This is a genomic window from Candidatus Seribacter sulfatis (assembly GCF_964187635.1).
Taxonomy (GTDB): Bacteria; Verrucomicrobiota; Verrucomicrobiia; order Opitutales; family Seribacteraceae; genus Seribacter; species Seribacter sulfatis.
The window spans coordinates 1-20,432 of the sequence record NZ_CAXLMO010000039.1 but is presented as its reverse complement, the minus strand read 5'-3'; the positions used below and the strand labels follow the sequence as shown (position 1 = coordinate 20,432).

The window sequence follows — 20,432 nt, the reverse complement described above, 5'->3', positions numbered from 1 at the left end:
AGTATTAGGAAGTCGCTATTGCAGGGGCGAGAATATTATCGACCAAAGATTTTGCCAGTTTTTCGTTGGAATACTTTTCCATGACAACATCACGACCGAAAATTCCCATTTTTTTTGAAACTTCTGAATCTTTTAATATTTGATCGAGTGCAATGGCGAGGTCACTGGGATTATTTTCCTCATAAATAATTCCCCCACCCGTATCCTCCACAATTTCCGGAAATGCCCCACTTTTTGGAAGCACAACCGGAGTACCTGCCGCCAGCGCTTCGATTACATAAAGCCCAAACGCTTCGGGGTAGCGCGAAGGAACGGAAAACACATTGAGCCCCCTTAATAATTTGAGTTTCTCATCGCGTTCAATATTGGGTCGAAAAGTACTGCATGCAGAAAGACCGGCATTCTCGAGTTTGTCCTTTTGTTCCTGAACAAAAGGCTCATCTTCCCCTGTCATTCCACCTGCGATTTCTAACCGCAAGTCAGTATGCTTACTAGACTTTTTTAAAATAAGAAATGCGTCGATTAAAATATCCAATCCTTTCAACGGACAAAGACGGGCAAGAAATCCAACCGTTGGGGGGGAAACCACATTTTCATTACAAGAAAATCCATCTGTGGTAATCCCATTTGGATGATGCAGGACATTTGCCGGTTCCAACTCCAACCGGGTCGCCATAAATTCGCCAAAATATCGGCTTGGTGAAATACAACCATTCAATTCCCTGACATCGTTTCTAAGAAGTTTCCAGGCTTGGTTTCTGTACTCTGGAAGCAGAGAATCGAGAAAGGAATCTTCACCCTGTAAAAATCCAAAAACGGGAATGTTTAGTTCCCTACGCAGAACCTTACCAATCCCGGCAAGCATGATCGTGGAGAGAAGAATAACATCTGGTTTTCCGTGAGCGTGAAACCAGTCCACCACCTTGCGTACTTCTTTAACAAGAGGCCCATCCTCTCCCCGAAAAGTAGAGAGCGTAATTTCACCCAAATCTTTACTGGATGTCATACCGCTTTTCGCTGCGGCTTTCTTTAGCAGCCACTTACTGTCAAGTGCCTTGTCCATCCAGGCGGGGGTATGGCGAAAGAGAGAGAACTTGTGTTGTAAGTAGACATTAATTCCACCAAAGAAAATAGGTAACTCATCGGCGGCAGGTTCTTCATCCAAAAAATGAGGCAGGTAAGTGGGAAGCATGGTAACCTCATGCCCAGCATCAATCAAGCAACGGGCGAGGGAATTATCACGCATGCAAACACCGCAGTAGTAATTCCCCGTTCCCGGGGTAAGGAAAGCAAGCTTCACGAGGAAGCAGTCGTCAAACCATGCTCCACTGGCTCGGGAAGGTCGGCAAGGTCAGACATGGCATCAAAGAGTTCTCGGAATTCATTATCGTCCACATTGCCAATCAAACAATCAGTAAGGGCAGCACGTAAATGATCACCTCTTTTGGCAAGGTCTCCAAAACTAAAATCCTGATCGTAGAATGCATAGACAATTTTTCTCATCGTCTCGATGGAGGATTGCATTCGTTTTCCGTATCGATCAAAACTTTTGGCAGAAAGATCGCCGGCATCCAAAGCCAGATCAATTTCATCGGCAAGCATGACACCGCTTTTCAAGGCCAGGAAAACGCCTGAAGAAAAAACTGGATCTAAAAATCCTAGTGCATCACCAGCTAATACAAGGCCCTCACTTGCACAGTAACGATTACGGTAAGAGTATTCTCCGGTAATACGATATTCCCCGGTTTGTTCGGCTTCGGCCAAATGTTCCTTAATCCATTCATTATTCAATACTTCACGCTGAAAAATTTCCTCGTGATCCTTGGTCGATCCATTAAAAAGATAATCCCGCTCCGCCACAATCCCGACGCTGACCATATCACCGCTCAATGGAATATACCAAAACCATCCCTTGTTGGGCAGGTAAGCAACCGTGGTTGCGCCTTCATCCAACCCGGGGTCGCGCTTAGCACCCTTATAATATGTCCACAGTGCAATCTTTTTAAGCTCCGGGTCACGAATCTTCCATTTTTGTTTATGTGCAGCAAAGCAATCCCGGCCCGAAGCATCTACTACAATTGGTGCCCGTAATTCTAATGATCCAAACTCTTCGGACTCGACTGTAATACCTTCCACTCGATCGCCCGATTTAATCAAATTCTTGGCTTTCGTTTCCTCCATGACTGTAGCACCATTTGATCGTGCTTTGTCGAGAATCATTTTATCGAATTCAGAACGCCAAACCTGCCAAGTGGTAGAGGATGGATGGTCGAAGTGCTGGAAAAAATAAAAGGGCTGCGAAAGAAAGCCGTCTTGTCGAACAAATTGGACACAGTATTTTCGGGGATTTGCAGACTCCATCAAGGTATCAATCAAGCCCAGTCTTTCCAGCGGAAAATAACAAAATGGCATTAATGATTCTCCCACATGGTAACGGGGGAATTTTTCTTTTTCCACGATCAATACGTCGCGACCTTTTTCTGCAAGCAGTGCTCCGGTTGTGGAACCAGCAGGTCCAGCTCCCACAACGATTGCATCATAATTTTTTTTAAGGGATATCATGATAGTATTTATTCAAGTCAGGTTTTCTGTTTTTACAAATATAGAAACTAATCAAAGAGAGGGTAATATTTCTACAATGCGAGCTATTATATCGCCATTGTAAGAAGTAATTTCATTACTTCTACCATATAAATAATCCGCTTCCACGGAGCCAAATGCGTCGACAATTGCATTGTCGGGAACTATTTTCAGGAACGCCCGAGGCGCACTGGAGTAGGGAATGCGGGCTTCATTTAGAATCGCCCCCAAGGGTCGTTGAGCCTCGATTACTGCTGTTCTCAGTTCTTCCTCCAAGTTCTGCAGGGTAATTTCAATTGCACCATATTCTGTCGCTTTCTGAGCGTTTTCCGCGTGCAGTACAACTTCTCGAAAATAAGCTTTTCCATCACTGGAAGAACTTAACTTTCGGACCTTAATTTCATCTTCATGAAATGCTTCCAACCGGGATGTCATGTCTCCCTCATGTACTAATAAAGAATAATAGGGATCTGGTATTTCCTGGGGGTCCACTTCCTCAAAAGATAATTTCGGAATCCCGCGAGCCCGACGAATAAAGCTCAAGGGATAAAGAAGGTCAGGAGAAAAATTTGATAAATTTGCCATTACAATCGCTTACACATACCGAGCATCTTGATGGTGAGGTAAGAAAAACTGATGAAGTAAAGAATCTACTCGTAAAAGTGCATCGCGTATAAGAACAAGATAGTCTCCTTCTTCTATCAGGTCACCATTTTCTTTCCACTTCGTAATAATTAATGAAAATCGCTCGGTTACAGATATACCAAACTTTTTTTGAAAATATTTTTTGTCCACCCGGCCCAATTTCCATTGCAGAATAAGTTCCCTGATAAAACGTTCTTCTTCCTGAGTCATTAGTGCCCGTCGAACGGGAGCTTTTTTAGCTTCCACGGAGTCGCAATAATGATCGATATTGGTAATATTTTGATAATGAATACCACCCAAATGTCCAAAAGAAGATACCCCCAGGCCAACCATATCAGCACCCGACCATAATCGATCACGGTAAATAAATTTTGTAGTTTCTGGATTTTTAACTGCGGTGTAAGCACTGGTTATCGTATAACCTGCTTTTTCCAATTTTTCATACGCTTCTGCAACCCAGCGACGCTTAGTTGGCCAGTCTGCTACAGGAGCACTTAACTTGCCCTCCTCCTTCATATTTTTAAAAATCCCGGTATTAAATGGTACTTCCATTTGATAAATGGTGACACAGTCCGGAGATAAATCTACCACCTGATCCACACAATCAGACCAATTTTCATCAGTCTCTTCGAGCATGCCTGCAATCAAATCGATGTTAATATTATCAAAACCAAGTCCCCGAGCGAATTCATAAGCTCGAAAAACTTCTTTCGAGCGATGGGCCCGTCCATTAATTCCTAAGATATGATCATTAAAATTCTCGACCCCTAAACTTAATCGGGTCACTCCAAATTCTTTGATTACACTAAGCTTCTTCTCCGAAAGCGTTCCCGGTTCGCACTCAAAGGTGACTTCCTCAGCTTCATCCCATGGCAAGATTGCCTTCATTTGATCGGTTAATTCGGTAAGTTGCTGGGCCGATAAATAGGATGGTGTACCACCACCAAAATAAACAAATTTAGGCTTACGCCCCTGCAAGTAAGGTGACTCAGAATACGTCCTCAATTCCTCAATCGTGGCCGAGAGGTAGCGGCGAACATCATTCGAGTTTTTATCTGTATATACTTTAAAATAGCAAAAATGACAGCGCTTTCGACAGAAGGGAACATGATAATAAATTCCCAATGGTGCAGTTCCCTGGGAGGGACTATTAATCATGCTATTTACGCAGGGAACATCCTCATCATTCCAAAAAGAAAAAGGAGGGTAATTTGAAACAAAATAATTCCCTGCCTTTGTTTCATCTTCAGTCTGATAGTCAGGTTTAATAAAAGTTGAATCGCTCATTTGATTAATTTTACTTTAAAGGCATACACATTTCCATCTTCACAGCTTACTAGAATTCTTTCATTTACTACCGCTGGAGTTGATGAAATTGGCTCTCCCACTTCATAAGATGAAATTTCTTTTCCGTCTTTCATTGAAAGAAGATATAGTTTTCCATCCATTGAGCCAAATACTACTTTATCGCCCGAAACAACTGGCGAACTATCAATTCGGCCCCGTGCCGAGAAGCGCCAATCCTGCTTTCCCGAAATTCGGTTAATGCAATGAAGTCCTTTATCCCGTCCACCAATTATAACTTGGGTTTTAGTTACCGCAGGGGATGCAACTGGCGAACTATCAATTCGGCCCCGTGCCGAGAAGCGCCAATCCTGCTTTCCCGAAATTCGGTTAATACAATGAAGTCCTTTATCCCGTCCACCAATTATAACCTGGGTTTTAGTTACCGCAGGGGATGAAAAGTAGGGGAAACTTTTCTGCCGATAATTCCATACGATGTCTCCCGTTTTCAGGTCAAAAGCCATGACCGCTCTGTCCATATTTCCCACATAACCAATTCCGTCGGAAACCGAGACTGAAGCCGCAATAGGGGCCTCCACTTCTACGGACCGAACTAATTTCCCATCCTCTAGCCCTATCACATAAAGCACGGAATCACATCCCCCGATAACCACATATTTGCCCTCCGAAATAGTCGGTACTCCATTTACATAGTTTTGCGTTTCAAATGTCCAAACCACCTTACCTGTTTTAGCATTTACGCAATGAACAAAATTATCATAACTCCCAACCACCAGAACAGAGTCCTTTGTAGTAGGGCGAATTCCCTGATTGGCCGCCCCCATAATTTCACCCCCCGTTTCATATTTCCAAATTAACTTCCCACTTTTAGCATCAAGCGCATAAAGAAAGCCATCTGTTGACCCAGTGTAAACGACGCCCTCATGAACCAAGGGAGGAGCGTCAATCCCAAGACTCGTTTTGTATTTCCACACTTCCTTTCCATTATCTAAAGATAGCGCAAAAAGGGTACCCGTTTCGGCACCTATGAAAGCAAGGTTCCCAGAAACAACGACGGATGATTTAAGAAAATCGCCTGTTTTAAACTCCCAATCAAGCTCAAGAGTTTTTCCGATTTTAGCTTGTGATATTCCTCTCAATTCAGCTCCACCCCGATGGCGGGGCCAATCAATTCCAGCTTGTTTATTTTTTGCTATAATTGAACCACTTACAATGAACAAGAGAGCGTAAAAGAGTACTAGTATATTATTCCTCATTGGAATCAATTTGCCTGAGCGACCTGATTTTCACAAGTAGCAGTCGGAAAAAGAAGAGAATAAAGATTTTTGAAATCACTTGAATTAATGGATCGTGGATTAAAACTGGCTGTCCATTGCTCTTGAGCGGCAGCGGCTAAAGAGTTTATCTCTGAAGGTACAAAACCATAATCCTCTAACGAGGATGAAATATTAGCTAACTTCAAGATTTCACATACCCGGGCAATGAGATTTCTTGTTGCCTCAGAATCTAGGCTATTCGGCCCTGCCAGTCCCGACTTTCTTGCAACCTCCGCATAAATACGATTAGTCTCCTCTTGTTCTGCATTAAATTTCATAACTTGAGGCAGTACCATGCCCACCGCAATTCCATGGATCACTCCACGGCTTGCGGTTAATGGATTCGCCATTGAATGGGCAGCACCAAGCATACTTCTTTCAATTGCGGCACCCGCATGGGAAGCACCCAGCAATACCGCTCCCCTACTTTTTAAATCTTGAGGGTTTTCAAAAACTAATGGTAGGTTTTTCTGAATTAAATCAAAAGCAAGTTGAGCGTGTCGATTGGAACTGGGATTTCTTTTAGTTGTCACTAAAGATTCAAGCGAATGGGCCAGTGCATCAACTCCAGTACAGGCTGTAACCGAACTCGGTAAAGAAAGAGTTAATTCTGGATCCAGAATGGTAATTTTAGGAAGTGCTTTCTTATCCCCACAAGCCATTTTTTTATTAGTTTGATCCTCTGAAATTAAAGCAAACGACTGGCATTCGCTTCCAGTGCCCGCGGTAGTTGGAATTGCAATAAATGGGAGCATTGGTTGGCTGGCTTTGCCAATACCCCAGTAGTCTGACATCCTGCCTCCATTACTAAGAATGAAGTTACATCCTTTTGCAGTATCCATAGAACTTCCTCCTCCCAGTCCCACTATTAAGTCAACATGTGCTTCACTTGCTACCTGCACGCAACTTTGCACACTTGATTCAGTTGGATTCTCGATAGACTTGTCAAAAAGAGTAACATTCAAATTCGATTGTTCGAAAATCTCTTTTAGTTTTTGAGGGTGCCCCGCAGAAGATAAACCGGAGTCAGTAACAAGTAAGAGATTGCTTCCACATTCCTTAGCTACTTCCCCCGCCTTATTAATTACCCCATTTCCATAAATAATTTTTTGAGTAGCCTTCTCGCCATCAATAAAAAAAGAATCTCCTTTTACATCATCTGCGTGTGAATCTATCATTGGCAATGGAAAGTCAATTATGCTGCCATTCCGATTGATCTGCGCTTGTAGAGAAACTCAAACATATTTCCTTCGTGAGGCTGATCCCAAGATATTTTCATTGTGGAGATTGGGCCAAGGTTTAATCGTTCGATATTCGATGCAGAAAGTAATTGTCTCTTAAATGTTTCATCTTTTGTGATAGCAGAAACAACTAAGGTAGGCCCTATTGCATTGAGCATATCTGGTTGAGGAACTTCCACTACACTCGCATAGGGACATAGGAACTCGCGGTTAGAAAGCGGGTGATCCATCGATTCACAATAGACAATTGTGGGACATAAATAGGTTCCACCCTCCGCTTGTAATAGACGGGGTCCGGTACGATAAATCGCGGTAGTGTCGATCGCCCCTTTCTGGCATAAATCAGCATCGATTGCACCATCTATCCATTCGCCCATTTTAGGATTTGCAAATCCAGAAAGTACCGCGTTCGGGTCATCGACAGGTAGCGGTTTTAGGGAACCCAACCTTTTACCAAGAGCGTCCGCAATTTCCTTTGCATATTTGGGAACAATGATAGCGGATGCATTTACGCAACTTCTACCACCATTATCTGAAATAGAGGATGCCATAACGTCAATAAAGTCAGGCCAATTTTCAATTTCGTCTTCCCCAATCAGTACTTTACTAAAACCTGGTCCATGTACTTGTACTCCGGGATTGCCCGCATATAAATCAGTGGTGCTTTTATCTCCAAAAATCAATGCTCGATTGCAAAGTCGAAGAATATCCGCCGCACCCTCATGGTCAGTGGGATAAAAACCAAAGGCTTCCCGTGGGCAACCTGCGGCAATAAATGACTGAATAAGCCTGAAAGGGGTCCATGGTTCATCCCGACCCGGTTTCATAATAATGGGAATTTTTAGTGCAATTGAGGGCAACCATAGTGAGTTTACTGCCGGCGAATTACTTGGCATAACTAAGCCCAATGCATTGGTTGTGGGATAAAAACATACGGGAGATCCTGCCTGTTCTCCAAAACCTCGATCTAGAATCGAAGGATCAATCCCGCGGGTCAACCCATTCAAAATTAATTCCACATGGGTAAGAGCATAATGAATTTTATCCATATTTCTTTTTACCATCACATGGGGTAAACCACTGGTGGCTGAAAGCGTTTCCAGATAATCTTGCCCACTTTGTGACCTTCCCCCTTCTCCCAGCGGAAGAGTTCCATTCAGAAATAACTCACCAGCCTTTGCACTAATATCAATTAATTCTCGGGTAGTAAACTTTTGCAGTGCCTCACGTGCTTGATCGATCTTTAATAGATCTCTTCGAATTACGCCGGCATTGACTTGGCTCATAGTAGCTTTTACCGCACCGTTACGGTAATCTTTTACTTCTGATTCGTTAAAGCTACGATACTCTTTTCCAAGACGTAAGCACGGTATATGGGGTGTATTCATATTAATATACTCCTTCTACAATATTTTTTTCCATTGCACCGAAAGGGCGAACTTCTGCGACCCCGTCCCATGGAGCCTCGCTCCAAGGTTTTCGACGTAAAGCTTCATCACGCTCCAAAAATCGGGGCATAAAAAATTCTTTCGTTAAAGTTGTTAATTCGACCCGACCCCAAGAATCGTAGTCGACAGTATTATTTGTATCGGGGTTAATAACACGAAGAACGGCCCTTGGCTGTGGAGCATAGTACGCGATTGAGTAGTCATTTTCTGCACCAAATGGATGGTGCCTGGCAAGACCCATTAAGGTATTTCCATAAGTGGGTACAAATCCGATTTTTCCGCCTTCACATACTTCCTCGACTAAAAATCGGGCATATTGCTTGTCCATGGTAGTACCTCCACAAAAAACGCCCTTAATTCCTGCTTTTATCAAATCCTTTCTCTCCGCCAGGGCTTCAAGTAATTTCGGTGTGGTGAATAATGCACTTACTTTTCGATGCTTCAGAATTGTTAAGGCCTGATCCACGGCATGGTCCATGTAGGCCCGGGCCTGATCAAATTGCTTACTCGCAATCAATCTCTTCACCCATCGCGGGTCTAAATCAACAAAGTAACACGAACAACCTCGCTCATTGGCTAGGTGCTCTATCGAGAGTCGTAAGCGACGCGGCCCAGTAGGACCGACCATCATCCAATAATCATCACGCGGGAAATGCTCGTCTTTTAATGTTTCGGAGAATGCAGTGTAATCAATACGAAAATCGTCCCAACCAATTCTTTGCTTGGGCATACCTGTAGTCCCACCTGTTTCAAATATATTAAAAGGTTTTCCCTTGTAAGGTTGGGGAACCCATACTTCATTGGGCAGATCCCTCAACCATTCATCTTCAAAATTAGGGAATTTCTGACAAATATCCTCAAAGTTCTTGATTTCATTCAAGGGATCCCAATTTTGCTCTTTCGCCCAATCAAGCCAAAAGGGAGATCCTGTATCTGGCGAAAAATGCCACTTGATCATTTCTACAACATGAGCATCAAGCTCGTCTGCCGCATGTTTAACTTTTTCATCTATACTCATAATGTTTCCATTAAAAAAGGATTTAATAAATTTACAATTTTTTGGCCGAGGGGAAAAATTTTTGTAATGTTTCTTCCGTTGGTGGTTTTGTCAGCAGGGAAACAAGAACCATTGCGATTGCTGCCACGGCAAAACAAACTGCGGCTGGAATAATACCTGGGCCAATCACCAATTCACCTCCGTACCCAGAAAGGTGAAAGAAATAAAGCCAAGAAATAAGAGCTGCAATGATACTGGCAAATGCACCTTCTTTTGTTGCCCGCTTCCAATATAAAGCTGCAAAAACGACCGGAAAAAGAGCTGAGAATCCGCTAAAACACCAAATCGCGAGATCGAAGACGTTGGCATTTTTTGCCCACATGGCGAGGACATAAGTCAGGGCAACAATGACCACAATAAATACACGGGCGATCAATATCACCTGTTTATCACTGTACTTATTTTTTCCCGCTCGGTGGATCACAATATCATTGGTAAATATGGTTCCAAGACAAAGAAATTGAGAATCCAATGACGACATGATTGCAGCCAAAACTCCTGCCGTTAAAAGCCCAGTTAGCACGGGATCTCCAACTAATAAATTAAGCATGGCGGATAACACTGCGGGAGGAGGAATACCGGGCGGAAGCACTCCCGATGCCCACACTCCGACTAACACGCATGGCACCCAAACCACCATAATACACAGAGGGTGAGCAATTACGGTTAAACGAAATGCTTTGGCACTTTTCGCAGTAAGCCAATGTTGAAAGAGGTGGGGAAACATTCCCACGCTTAGCGGTATAAAGAAGTAGGATAAAAAGGTAATGAAAGGAATTCCGAGCTCTCTTTCAAACGAAGAAATTACTCCTGTTTTTGGGTTCTTCTTTTTGAATTCCACCTGGATTGGGGTACGGGCTAAGTGAGGTTGCTTATTTGATAAATCAACAGTGGTTGAATCGGTAACCCGTCCAATCGGTTTTGGTTTTTCATTCTTTACCAACTCCTTTGTGGTTTTATCAAATTGATAATCTTGTACAATTATTCCCTTCTCGGTTATTCGTGCCGGCACCTTACCCGCCTGCTCCATTCCCCCTAATCCATTAATGATATATACAAAAGCGACTACTCCCATCACCATGAAAACTATTGTCTGAAATGTATTCGCATACGCGGCCCCTCTGGACCCCCCCATAAAGACATAAGTCAGAACGACAAGGGAAACAACTAAGCCGGTTAGCCAGGGAGGTATCCCCCCCAGCCATTGGGGAGCGGTAGGGTTGGTAAAAATTTCTGTAAATGCACCCGCGGTAACCGGCTCGATCGTCTTACCGGCTCCAATTATTCCTATCAAAAGATAAGGAACAACGAGCAATACAAGAATTGGAAAAAGTAAATAGCCCAACCCATCTGATTCAAACCGAGCCCGAAAAAATTGGATTTGAGTAATATATCCATACTTTTTCCCAAAAGCCCACAATCGAATCCCAATAAGAAAAAATATACCAGCATGTACAAGACCACTGATCGAAGCCATTAAACCATAAGTTCCGATCCCTCTTTCAAAAGATTTTCCAGTCGAGCCAACTAATGCAAAGGCGGTCATAGTTGTACCAAAAACACTCATTAACAGTAAAAAAGGCCCAATACTATGGCTTGCAACGAAGTAGTCTTTGCTCGTACCCCTAAATAAACGACTACTAAAAAAACCTAGTCCAAGTAGTAAGCACAGGTAAAGAATTATTACAATTAGGGTAGTCATTATATGGCATTCTCCTCGTCGTTATTTTCTTCGGCAAATCGTTCCAAATCGTGCGGCCATGCATACTTAATTGCTGCCCAACCTAAAATTGCACACACGATTGAAAAACCGGCATGGAAAGCTAATCCTATTGGTAAGAAATCAAAAACAAGAAAGGCATCATCCCACCACCAAAAATCTTGGTGCACAATGAAAAGAAGTAGGAAAAGGAACCAAATAACTCTTTTTTTCATTAGGCTGGATAAAGAATTCACCTCTATTTTCCGATTGCGTATAGATGTGTTTGCGTACCGATATAAAGAACGCCGTTTGCAACGACAGGGGAACTATAAACAGGAGCACCCATGTTTATTGTCTTCACTTTCGGTTTCGATTTTCCATGATCCATTACCAATAAATCGCCATCCTCATTTCCTAAAATAAGTTTTCCATCGGCAATGAGAGTGGAACCCCAAATCCGGCTAAATGAATCGTGGGTCCAATATACTTTTCCAGTGTTTGCATCTACACAATGGATTAGCCCGGCATATTCTGCGATGTAGACCAAATCATCGGCAATAGATACCGTGGATATGGTTCGACCCACATCTGTGTATTTCCAGACTATTTTGCCCGTCTTTGCATCGATACAGGAGAGTCTCCCGACCCCATCTCCATGCTCTGGATCCTGACCGATCGCACAGTACACTTTTCCTTCATACAAAACTGGCGTCCCAATTAATTCACTTGGTCCAGGAGGAGTGGCATAAGGAATTTTCTTTCCGTCCGAATCTTTGCGGTAATTGGGTTCATTACAATCAACCTTCCAGATGGGTTGAAACAAATCATACCCATCGGCATCTTTCTCTGTTTTGTTATTATAACCATAACAAAATCCATCCGTTCCGCCCCATATCAAAATTTCAGCCCCATCGACATTACCATAGGTTAATGAAGACCAAGCCGCATGTAGTGCATTTTCACTTGCTCCGGAACCATCTTCCCCAATTAATTCACCCGTGGTCTTGTTGAGGGCAATCCAACTCGGTGAAAGTGGGCTGGGTATGTTCGTATGTGACCAATCCACCCCGTTAGAAGTCGCAACATATACTGTATCACCAATAATTACCGGAGAAGAACTCGTTACATTGTGCGGAAAAACTCCCAATTCGTCCCGCATGTCATACATCCAAAGGATATCAGCATCTAATTTTTCATTCAGAGCATCTGACATCCCCTTTGGTTTGATATAGGATGCCTCGTCTTTAAAGGGACCGTCATTTCCATTAGTTAAACCATGAATGTCCAAACAGACTACCTCACAGCGATTTGTAACAACATAAACTTTATCGCCGTCTATTGCGGTAGAGGAACAAATGCCAATATACTCCCAATCACTCACCTTTCCTGCACCGAGCTTGGGTATAACTAATTGCCACTTTAATTCGCCCGATTTTTCATCCAAGCACATCACTACTCCTCGGTCTCCTTTTTTTCCTGGATCGCGGGGCGACTCATTATTGGTTCCGACAAATACACAACCGTTTCCAATGGTTACATTTCCATATGCCTGAGATCCCAATTTCGCCACCCATCTAAGGTTTTTCGTGGTTTTCATATCCACCACTTCATCGTCACTCATTTCACCCGCCACGAAATCGAAAGTAATTTTCTTTTCATCGGAGACCATATTTCTACTTCCATCTTTTCCCCACATGGGCCAATCTGCGCCGAGCAAACTGGACATCGAAAAAAGGAATATAACGAGTGGGACTGTTGATTTATTGATCATGTGTAATTTCATAGAGATTTAAATTAATTGTTATAGCGGATAGACAAATTATCGAAATATACCTTCTTCTTACTCTGAGGTGACATTGCATAAACACCTGGAGCACCTTGTAAGTGGGGAGTTTCATGTGCCACCTCGATAGTCCATTGGTCTGGTTCTTCGGCCGATTTTGGCCAAGCTTTAGCCCGAATCATGCCCGTTCCATCCTCGAGAATGTCAACCCGGGTTTTTAGTGTATACCAAATATTTGTCTTAAAAGAAAACGGGACGGAATGCCTAAATCGATCGTAGTTTGAAATAATTTCTAACTTTTGCCCATTTCCAATCAATGCAAATATATAACGCTGATTAATTAACCCAATATTTGATTTTATACGACGATCCCCATCTGTCATAACATCGGCTTCAGCAGTATAATTATTCATATCCTTATGCCCAACAAAATTAATAGCCCGTTGAAATAAAATTCGATCCAAAGTATTACCGGCCACTAAATTTCCTGATAGCTCCTGTACCTGCCATCTCATTCTTGCTCCAAGCCAGGCAAGGGGAGCATAAGAAAATGGGATTTGGTCCGAACTTTTCTGGGTTAATGAAAATCCTTCCTCAAAATTTTCTTCATAGGGTAAGTCCTGTAGGATCCGGCCTCGAGTAACCCCGTGCAAGTCACCCTTACTTACCCGAATAGCACCTGCAGAAAGCGTGGCATCCTTTTCGGCTACCAAGATTCCGTTAGGCCTTATTTCTGCATCTACTTTAGATTGAACTTTTGCAGTTGGCGGAATCCATTTTGCCCAACTTAAGCCCTCTTTGATTTCAGCAATTCTTTGGCCATTCTCATTCAAAGAAAAAACCTTAAAGGCGAGTGAATCTCCTGACTTAAGCGCAAACTCTGCAGGAATTACTTGCAAGGAAACGGCTTTTTGACTGCTGAGTTCTTTTTCTGATTGATGGGAAATAAATGCAGGAGCGACTTTATTAGAACCAAAGCAATAAAGTCTTTTTTTGGATTGAACAAATACTCGCCCGTGCGCCACTGCCGGACCCGCTAAACACGAACCATCAAGTTGAACCTGGCTTAATATAACGCCTTCCTGACCTGTGTCCTTCACTACTGAAACTTGACCGTCAAACATGGGAACAAAAAGTTTTCCATCCGCCCAAACGGGGGAGGCATGAACCTGATCGGGTGCCAATTTTAAAGTCCAGATTTCTTCTCCTGTACCAGCATCTAAACAAATGAGTTCGCCGCGTTTAATCGTAGAATAGACTCGATCATCTTTATAAACTGGAGTGCTCGTAAATGCTTCCATTGAATTATTCCTCCAAACCTCATCCTCTTTTCCAAGAATTAGAATTTCTTCATTTAACAAGGGAAGTTTTTTGGGTTTTTGAATCGCGACCATTCTGCCAATGGTGGAAGAATCAATATTTTCCTTACCGTGAACCGCAATCACAGAGTTTTCGTGAATCACTACTCCGGAATTGACTCCTCCGTACGACATCTGAAATCGCCACAAAGGCTGTCCAGTACGTGCATCGATGCAAACCACATGTCCGCAACCCGTTCCACTGTAAAAGACTCTTCTTCCACTTGGCAAATCTTCAAATGTTAAAGGCGAAAAAGAACTGTCTTTCGGGGTAATTCCAGGAGTCGATGACCAAACTAAATCTCCAGTATTTTTATCAAATGCATAAAATCGATCCCGCGCAGGTCCTTGTTTGCCCCAATTAGCGGTAATTGCGTGAATGATCACTAAATCTCCATCCACGCAAGGCCCACCTGTCCGCCCATTAGGAAATGTTAGTCGGGCAAACTCCTCCATTAATGAACGCTCCCATAACTTATTTCCATCCGAGTCATACCCAATTAATAATCCTGGACTAGTTTGGAAGTAAACATTTCCAGTAGCAGGATCGACCGAAGCGGCTCCTACTCCATATCTATTATAAACAATATCACTTATGAAATCACTATGAGTACGCTCCCAAAGAATTTCACCGGATGCCGCATCAAAGCAAACCAAGGCCTCCTTCAACTCCTCTTCTACCCCATAATAACCGAATTGGTATGCCCTACCCCCAGCAATTACGGGTACTCCACCGCCTTGTATTTCGTGGCTCCACAAAAGAGATTCATCATCTAAACTAAGAATATCAGGCAAATTGGTCTGCTTAGAGACTCCGCTTCCGTCCGGCCCACGCCAAAAAAGCCAATCCTGGTCCATGGTGAGTGTTTTGACCTCTTCCTTAGAAACCCTCTTGGAACTGCTAACCGGAGAACAACTGGAAAGAAAAGTAAAGATCAAGCAAGTGGTAAATATTTGATAAATCATTGGATAATTCAGATTAATGTGGATTTATTTTAAATTAGTACTTGTATGTACTATATTGTCAAATACCGAAGGTCTAAAAACACTATTTTATAATTCAAGGTGAAACCGCTCATTCAAACACCCAAAAGATTACCTCCGCTACTTAGAGAGTGCTGGAATAAGTTAAACAGTACTTTTATGAAACGGGTAAAAACGGTAGGACTTACCCCCGATCAATACATTGCCCTTCGTTGGCTTCATGAATTTCCTGCGGGGCAAATATCGCAGGTAAAACTTGCCGAGTTGATGTTTACTGACTCGAATAACATTGCCGGCTTAATGAAGAGAATGGAGCAATTAAATTTAGTTCGAAGAAAAGCCAATGCAACGGACCACAGGAAAAAAAATATTTTTCAAACTAAACTTGGGAGTTCCTTATTCCACAAAGGGAAAAAAATTGCGGAGAAATTGGAGTCGGAGGCTCTTTCTTGTCTTTCTTCCAATGAAAAAGAACATTTCCTTGAATTGCTTACTCGATTGTCGGAGCGAATCAATGAAGAAAGAAATCTACCGATCGATCATACATAATTTATTCCCCCATCTTCAAACAAACCCAATTTCCTTTGGAATTTCGACAATGCATCTTTCCATTTAGATAAGTGGGAGGAGTCCAATTATTTTTTCCTGATAAAACTTGGAATCGAGCCAATTCGATAAATTGCCTGTTATTTGCCTCCGCCAAACACAATTCTCCGCGATCACTGAGAATGACCAGCGTATCCCGTACAAGAAGTACTGTACCAAGTCCGAAGCCTTTTTCACTCCATTTCTCTTTACCGGTCGCCAGGTCTATGCAAAAAAGTTTTGACTGTTCAGAGCGCCCACCCGCTTGCCCATGTATTCCAAAGCCATACTGCCCTTTTTTCACCAAACTCGCCATTTGACATGAGAAAGATTCTGATTCCCATATTGCAGTAGGAACCCGTTTTGTAAAATCAACCAAAGCAGCTCCTTTTCCATATGCAGAACTGATCAGGATACGATCTCCATAAAGCATTGGTTGTGCTGCGTTGATTCCATAACGGGTCTTATGCTGATACGATTTTATTACTTTTCCTGTGAGAATTTCGTGACTGACAATCCCAAATTCATTAAAAATAAGAATTTCATTTTTTGAATTAAGCATGGGCGAAGCATATCCCGCCTCATTTTCCCCACTCCTCCAAATCACATCACCCTTTTTGGCATCTAAGCAGACTAATGAGCCATTCGCCGAACCCGTCTCTAGAATTAGCTTACTTTTAACTACTAATGGAGAGCCAGAATACCCCCACATTGGTCGCCTTCCATCAAAATCCTTTATCAAATTTTTTGTCCATAAAATTTGGCCACTCTTGGCATCTAAGGCATAAAAGTCTCCCTCGTGACTACCTAGGTATAAAATTCCATTTGCTATTGTGGGAGTGGCACGGCTCCCACCGTCAAAAAACTTTGGTGCTTTTTCACAGGGATAACTGTGTTGCCAAATTTCTTTACCGGTCAACGCTTCAACGCAATATAATGTATTTCGACCCTCTGAATGACCCTGCGTGTAAGCGAACCCACCCACCTCTATTACTGAAGAATAACCGAGGCCAATATTAAGTTCCCATAATCTTTTTGGCTCTTCCTCCTCCCAATCTGTTTTTAATCCTTTCTCATCCGAAATTTGATTACGTAGAGGACCGCCAAAATTTGGCCATGTACCCCCATATGCTTGGGTCAAAAAGAGAAAAAAAAGAAGAAATTTCATGCCCCTCACCATTCCTCAGGCATGTTCGTTGTCAAGAACAACCGAATATTTTTATGCTTTTATCAGAGCGGTCCGATTGTATCTTTTCGATCAATCAAGAGATTGATCGAAAGCCCATCTGCATAGTGTCCTCCAATATCAGGAAGCAGTGCATTAGGACCTTCTTTTTTTGCAGTCATAGAAACGATTACAAATTCGGTTCCGGATGGTAGCATGAAGTCTTTTTTCAGTTCCTCCCAAGTGGAGGGATTCACATCGCTATCTAGTAAATAGTCCTGATACCCAATCGAAGTATTTTCATTATTCGCGTCACTTGCAATCGCATGGAAAGAGAGTGCAAATTCTGTGGAGTCGCCGGCAATGCTCACGCCTTTGTTGAAATACAAACTGGTCTGGAGATAGGCAGTCATGTCTTTGTCTTCTTGGCTTACCTCCCTTACATCTAGGATTTGTAAAGTCTCCGAAATTTCAGCAACTTGTGCATGCACATCTACATTCATCGAGGAGAATTTTATCATTTCTTCCCCCTCCATTGGTAAAATACCATTCTCTGCAGGCACTGAAAGATGTTCCGTTCTTTTCCAACTGGAAATATCATTCGCAAATTCAACGACTCCTCCCACTCCGAAACTTTTATTTTTTCTCAGAATTTCTATTCCATATGCAGCATCATTTCGAGCGACTACCGACCTGGCGAGTTGGGAATTAAACGGTAAATTAAGTGATGGGGAAGATTGTGCGGTGTCAGATTGCTCAAAAGTTAAGTTTGGAAAAGAAGTGAGATCCGGAAAATTACTTTTGCCGGGAGAAGCTTGGTTTGTGTAAAGTGCGACTTCTTTTGCATCCAGACCAGGATTTACATCGGTCGTGTGAAAACGCCATACTCCAAATAATGCGACTATTGCTGCCGCAATTGAAGTGATAACGGGAAAAGTAATAATTGAAGATCGACCGTTCCCCGAATTTGCGGTTTCCAAATAATCTACTGACTCCCAATGCAATAATGAATCTTGAATCGTTAATTCTGAATACCTCGTTCGTGCCGATTTACTCCCCTTCAACAGGCTATTTAATCGGTGTAGTTCTTCTTCGGTAAAATTATCATCCAAAATCTTGGATGTTAACAATTCAACCTCAGATAATTTATTGGGGTAAGTTCTCATAGGATAAAAGTTGGTATACAAGTACTTAGCACCAACCGGAATTTTCTTACAAAAAAATTCGACTTTCTTTTTGCAGAAGACTTTTTATGAATCCATTTCTGCCTCTATGGAGGGAATTTTTTCTTTTACGCAGGCAATTAAATTGATACGAATTCGATGTAATGTGGCCGAAACAGAACCCATAGGTCGTTTCAATGCCTCGGATATTTCACTTAAACTTTTATCCTCTCTAAACCGTAACTGCGCCATTGCTTTCATGTGCTTTGGCAGTAGTTCATAGCAAATTTGCAGTGCCTTCCGGGATAAGTCCATCTGTATTATATCAGCCGATTCCTCTGCGAGATTTTCGATCAAATCGGGGCTGAAGTATAATTTACTGCGCTTGAATTTTGACATATGGCCCATCACTTGATACCGAGCGATGTTAAATGCCCATCCTTGAAAATGCCCATCCGGGTCATATTCTTTTGCTTTTCGACAAAGAATGAGGTTTGTCTCCTGTAAAACATCCTCTGCCTCCGTCCGATTCGGAAGAAGCGTAAGTATGTAGGCGTACAGGGGTCTCTGCAATGCAGTTAACTTTCTTGAAAAGTCAAAAGGGATAGGATCTTCTTCCAAAACAACTACATGGAAAATTGAATAAATTCTTTTGTCAACCTAATGCAACCTCCCCACCGAATGCAACCACCCAGGATGGCTTTCATTGGAGGTGTGATAACTTGTTGCATTAATGCTAAATGTTTTTTTTACTATTCTCATGCATCCGTGGCAAAGCGTATTGCTTATATTGATTACTTTAACTGTTTTTGGGGTTGGCTTTTATTACGACCAAATCGAAAAAGATTCTGCCCTTGCATATGAAGATTCCTTAATCGCATTAAAAGAGCAGATTACGGAAAAGAATGAGATGAACTCTTCCACCCCGTTCCTGCAAGAAAGTGCCCATTTGGAAAAATCAAACGCCTGGGCAGAAACAAAAATAATCCTTGAGGTATTGCATAAGAATTCCAATTTCGCCCATATGCACAAAGAAGCCATTAAGGGGGATACTTTCATTGCCTCGCTTTTGGAAACTCTAGATAAAAACCCAACAGCGAAGGAACTAATTTTTAGTCCTTTTATAAATGATTTTTTTTCAGAACCCGAATCTGCAATTTTGCAATCACTCTACTCAATTGCTTTAGAGATTAAGGCCAAGAATCAGTTGTTATTAACAGTCCGGGGGCACTCGAGCAAAGCATCAACTCTCCTCGCTAAAGCGATTATTGACACCTACAAGAGAGATCTAGGACAAGAATCAAGAGATAAACCACTTGTGAATAAGTTACTCAAGCAACGAAAGGAAATTACAATGTTGGAGCAAAATCAATTACAATTGGCCGAACAAATACAAGAGGAAAATGAAAACAGCTCAAGCCAATCGATCGAAGAAATCGCGATCCGTTCTGAACTCATACAGACCACAAACGAAATTAATTCGTATGTTGCCGCACTCTTAGAAATCGAAAAAATTCATCTCAGTAAGAAAGATCCAAATGAATATCTTACCATCAACGAACTATCTACTTTTGGATCTGTAGAAGAATTTCTTACCAGTATTGATCGATTACAAAGAATGCTTGTTAATCAAGATTTGGAACCGATTTTGAAAAAAGAAGTTACTAAAAATCTGACAAAATTAAAAGCCTCACTTAATCAAGAACTCGCAATGGGAATAGAGCATATTAAAGAATTATCGAGAACTGCTTTGGAGCAAAAAATACAACTACAAAAAAAACTTTTGGATTTAGAAATGATGAAAAACGATATTCACTCGCTTCATCCACGCTTCAAATTATTAAAATCTGTAAAAAGTCAACTCGATGAAAAAAGAGCTATCTTTTCAGCCGATTTTCAAAGATGGCAAAATGTGAAACAAGGGGTAGTCTTTACAATAGTTCCTTAAGATAGTAACTCATCCACATAATTTCTTTGGTTAAATAATTTGTTAGCCTGTGCAAATATAGCGGTTGTGGACTGCATCTTTATTTCCGCCCGGGCCAGCCTGCTTGCCGTGATTGCCATATCAACATCCTCGATACGGGATAGGGATTTTTC

General features: G+C 42.1%; 18 protein-coding genes. 2 read left to right on the top strand and 16 right to left on the bottom strand.

Annotated features, from left to right (window positions below; all coding sequences use genetic code 11):
* Positions 1 to 4: 4 nt before the first annotated feature.
* From ACKPQ5_RS04720 to ACKPQ5_RS04665, 12 genes are read right to left on the bottom strand one after another with little or no spacing between them, the layout of a single operon-like run.
* A complete protein-coding gene (locus ACKPQ5_RS04720; protein ID WP_407677948.1) occupies positions 5 to 1,300 on the bottom strand; it encodes a glycosyltransferase family 4 protein in 1,296 nt (431 codons plus the stop codon).
* Complete coding sequence (locus ACKPQ5_RS04715; protein ID WP_407677947.1) at positions 1,297 to 2,562, bottom strand: NAD(P)/FAD-dependent oxidoreductase; 1,266 nt, start codon at positions 2,560 to 2,562, stop codon at positions 1,297 to 1,299. Before ACKPQ5_RS04715 ends, ACKPQ5_RS04720 begins: the two co-directional genes overlap by 4 nt.
* A 51-nt stretch (positions 2,563 to 2,613) precedes the next feature.
* On the bottom strand, positions 2,614 to 3,165 hold the full coding sequence (locus tag ACKPQ5_RS04710) for a hypothetical protein (RefSeq protein ID WP_407677946.1): 552 nt from the start codon (positions 3,163 to 3,165) through the stop codon (positions 2,614 to 2,616).
* Positions 3,166 to 3,174: 9 nt separating this feature from the next.
* The gene (locus ACKPQ5_RS04705; RefSeq protein WP_407677945.1) at positions 3,175 to 4,512 is read right to left on the bottom strand and encodes a coproporphyrinogen-III oxidase family protein; all 1,338 of its coding nucleotides are present in this window, start codon (positions 4,510 to 4,512) and stop codon (positions 3,175 to 3,177) included.
* Positions 4,509 to 5,786 carry a beta-alanine-activating enzyme beta-propeller domain-containing protein gene (locus tag ACKPQ5_RS04700; RefSeq protein WP_407677944.1) on the bottom strand — a complete coding sequence of 426 codons (1,278 nt, stop codon included), beginning with the start codon at positions 5,784 to 5,786 and terminating at the stop codon, positions 4,509 to 4,511. Before ACKPQ5_RS04700 ends, ACKPQ5_RS04705 begins: the two co-directional genes overlap by 4 nt.
* A 5-nt stretch (positions 5,787 to 5,791) precedes the next feature.
* Entirely contained in the window at positions 5,792 to 7,024 is a 1,233-nt protein-coding gene (locus ACKPQ5_RS04695; RefSeq protein WP_407677943.1) for an iron-containing alcohol dehydrogenase, read from the bottom strand.
* Between the two features lie 17 nt (positions 7,025 to 7,041).
* Positions 7,042 to 8,475 carry an aldehyde dehydrogenase family protein gene (locus ACKPQ5_RS04690; protein WP_407677942.1) on the bottom strand — a complete coding sequence of 478 codons (1,434 nt, stop codon included), beginning with the start codon at positions 8,473 to 8,475 and terminating at the stop codon, positions 7,042 to 7,044.
* A 1-nt stretch (position 8,476) separates the two neighbouring features.
* A complete protein-coding gene (locus tag ACKPQ5_RS04685) occupies positions 8,477 to 9,553 on the bottom strand; it encodes a hypothetical protein (protein ID WP_407677941.1) in 1,077 nt (358 codons plus the stop codon).
* A 31-nt stretch (positions 9,554 to 9,584) separates the two neighbouring features.
* Positions 9,585 to 11,294, bottom strand: coding sequence for a sodium:solute symporter family protein (locus ACKPQ5_RS04680; RefSeq protein ID WP_407677940.1), 1,710 nt, complete (start codon positions 11,292 to 11,294; stop codon positions 9,585 to 9,587).
* Entirely contained in the window at positions 11,294 to 11,527 is a 234-nt protein-coding gene (locus ACKPQ5_RS04675) for a hypothetical protein (RefSeq protein WP_407677939.1), read from the bottom strand. The genes ACKPQ5_RS04680 and ACKPQ5_RS04675 overlap by 1 nt, the downstream gene beginning before the upstream one ends.
* 23 nt (positions 11,528 to 11,550) lie before the next feature.
* Positions 11,551 to 13,065 carry an outer membrane protein assembly factor BamB family protein gene (locus ACKPQ5_RS04670; protein WP_407677938.1) on the bottom strand — a complete coding sequence of 505 codons (1,515 nt, stop codon included), beginning with the start codon at positions 13,063 to 13,065 and terminating at the stop codon, positions 11,551 to 11,553.
* Between the two features lie 23 nt (positions 13,066 to 13,088).
* Positions 13,089 to 15,401 (bottom strand): outer membrane protein assembly factor BamB family protein, encoded by a 2,313-nt coding sequence (locus ACKPQ5_RS04665; protein ID WP_407677937.1) that lies wholly within the window; start codon positions 15,399 to 15,401, stop codon positions 13,089 to 13,091.
* 177 nt (positions 15,402 to 15,578) lie between these two features.
* Between ACKPQ5_RS04665 and ACKPQ5_RS04660 the strand changes: the two genes are divergently transcribed.
* Positions 15,579 to 15,968: a MarR family winged helix-turn-helix transcriptional regulator gene (locus tag ACKPQ5_RS04660; protein ID WP_407677936.1), complete on the top strand. Its 390-nt coding sequence runs from the start codon at positions 15,579 to 15,581 to the stop codon at positions 15,966 to 15,968.
* Between the two features lies 1 nt (position 15,969).
* On the opposite strand, the gene ACKPQ5_RS04655 is transcribed toward ACKPQ5_RS04660, so the two are convergent.
* The 3 genes from ACKPQ5_RS04655 to ACKPQ5_RS04645 all read right to left on the bottom strand — a co-directional run bounded on the left by ACKPQ5_RS04655 (position 15,970) and on the right by ACKPQ5_RS04645 (position 18,953).
* Positions 15,970 to 17,172: a PQQ-binding-like beta-propeller repeat protein gene (locus tag ACKPQ5_RS04655; RefSeq protein WP_407677935.1), complete on the bottom strand. Its 1,203-nt coding sequence runs from the start codon at positions 17,170 to 17,172 to the stop codon at positions 15,970 to 15,972.
* Between the two features lie 62 nt (positions 17,173 to 17,234).
* A complete protein-coding gene (locus ACKPQ5_RS04650; RefSeq protein ID WP_407677934.1) occupies positions 17,235 to 18,335 on the bottom strand; it encodes a hypothetical protein in 1,101 nt (366 codons plus the stop codon).
* Between the two features lie 84 nt (positions 18,336 to 18,419).
* Positions 18,420 to 18,953: a sigma-70 family RNA polymerase sigma factor gene (locus tag ACKPQ5_RS04645; protein WP_407677933.1), complete on the bottom strand. Its 534-nt coding sequence runs from the start codon at positions 18,951 to 18,953 to the stop codon at positions 18,420 to 18,422.
* A 112-nt stretch (positions 18,954 to 19,065) separates the two neighbouring features.
* On the opposite strand from ACKPQ5_RS04645, the gene ACKPQ5_RS04640 reads away from it, so the two are divergent.
* On the top strand, positions 19,066 to 20,280 hold the full coding sequence (locus ACKPQ5_RS04640) for a hypothetical protein (RefSeq protein ID WP_407677932.1): 1,215 nt from the start codon (positions 19,066 to 19,068) through the stop codon (positions 20,278 to 20,280).
* On the opposite strand, the gene ACKPQ5_RS04635 is transcribed toward ACKPQ5_RS04640, so the two are convergent.
* Positions 20,277 to 20,432, bottom strand: a 156-nt coding sequence (locus tag ACKPQ5_RS04635; protein ID WP_407677968.1) for a flagellin, incomplete at its 5' end; no start/stop codon positions are given. The genes ACKPQ5_RS04640 and ACKPQ5_RS04635 overlap by 4 nt on opposite strands.

What these genes read in the sequence shown, in the direction of transcription:
- ACKPQ5_RS04715 (WP_407677947.1), bottom strand. Translation starts at nt 2,562, where the DNA reads ATGATATCCCTTAAAAAAAATTATGATGCAATCGTTGTGGGAGCTGGA.
- ACKPQ5_RS04710 (WP_407677946.1), bottom strand. Translation starts at nt 3,165, where the DNA reads ATGGCAAATTTATCAAATTTTTCTCCTGACCTTCTTTATCCCTTGAGC.
- ACKPQ5_RS04705 (WP_407677945.1), bottom strand. Translation starts at nt 4,512, where the DNA reads ATGAGCGATTCAACTTTTATTAAACCTGACTATCAGACTGAAGATGAA.
- ACKPQ5_RS04700 (WP_407677944.1), bottom strand. Translation starts at nt 5,786, where the DNA reads ATGAGGAATAATATACTAGTACTCTTTTACGCTCTCTTGTTCATTGTA.
- ACKPQ5_RS04695 (WP_407677943.1), bottom strand. Translation starts at nt 7,024, where the DNA reads ATGATAGATTCACACGCAGATGATGTAAAAGGAGATTCTTTTTTTATT.
- ACKPQ5_RS04690 (WP_407677942.1), bottom strand. Translation starts at nt 8,475, where the DNA reads ATGAATACACCCCATATACCGTGCTTACGTCTTGGAAAAGAGTATCGT.
- ACKPQ5_RS04685 (WP_407677941.1), bottom strand. Translation starts at nt 9,553, where the DNA reads ATGAGTATAGATGAAAAAGTTAAACATGCGGCAGACGAGCTTGATGCT.
- ACKPQ5_RS04680 (WP_407677940.1), bottom strand. Translation starts at nt 11,294, where the DNA reads ATGACTACCCTAATTGTAATAATTCTTTACCTGTGCTTACTACTTGGA.
- ACKPQ5_RS04675 (WP_407677939.1), bottom strand. Translation starts at nt 11,527, where the DNA reads ATGAAAAAAAGAGTTATTTGGTTCCTTTTCCTACTTCTTTTCATTGTG.
- ACKPQ5_RS04670 (WP_407677938.1), bottom strand. Translation starts at nt 13,065, where the DNA reads ATGATCAATAAATCAACAGTCCCACTCGTTATATTCCTTTTTTCGATG.
- ACKPQ5_RS04665 (WP_407677937.1), bottom strand. Translation starts at nt 15,401, where the DNA reads ATGATTTATCAAATATTTACCACTTGCTTGATCTTTACTTTTCTTTCC.
- ACKPQ5_RS04660 (WP_407677936.1), top strand. Translation starts at nt 15,579, where the DNA reads ATGAAACGGGTAAAAACGGTAGGACTTACCCCCGATCAATACATTGCC.
- ACKPQ5_RS04655 (WP_407677935.1), bottom strand. Translation starts at nt 17,172, where the DNA reads ATGAAATTTCTTCTTTTTTTTCTCTTTTTGACCCAAGCATATGGGGGT.
- ACKPQ5_RS04650 (WP_407677934.1), bottom strand. Translation starts at nt 18,335, where the DNA reads ATGAGAACTTACCCCAATAAATTATCTGAGGTTGAATTGTTAACATCC.
- ACKPQ5_RS04640 (WP_407677932.1), top strand. Translation starts at nt 19,066, where the DNA reads ATGCTAAATGTTTTTTTTACTATTCTCATGCATCCGTGGCAAAGCGTA.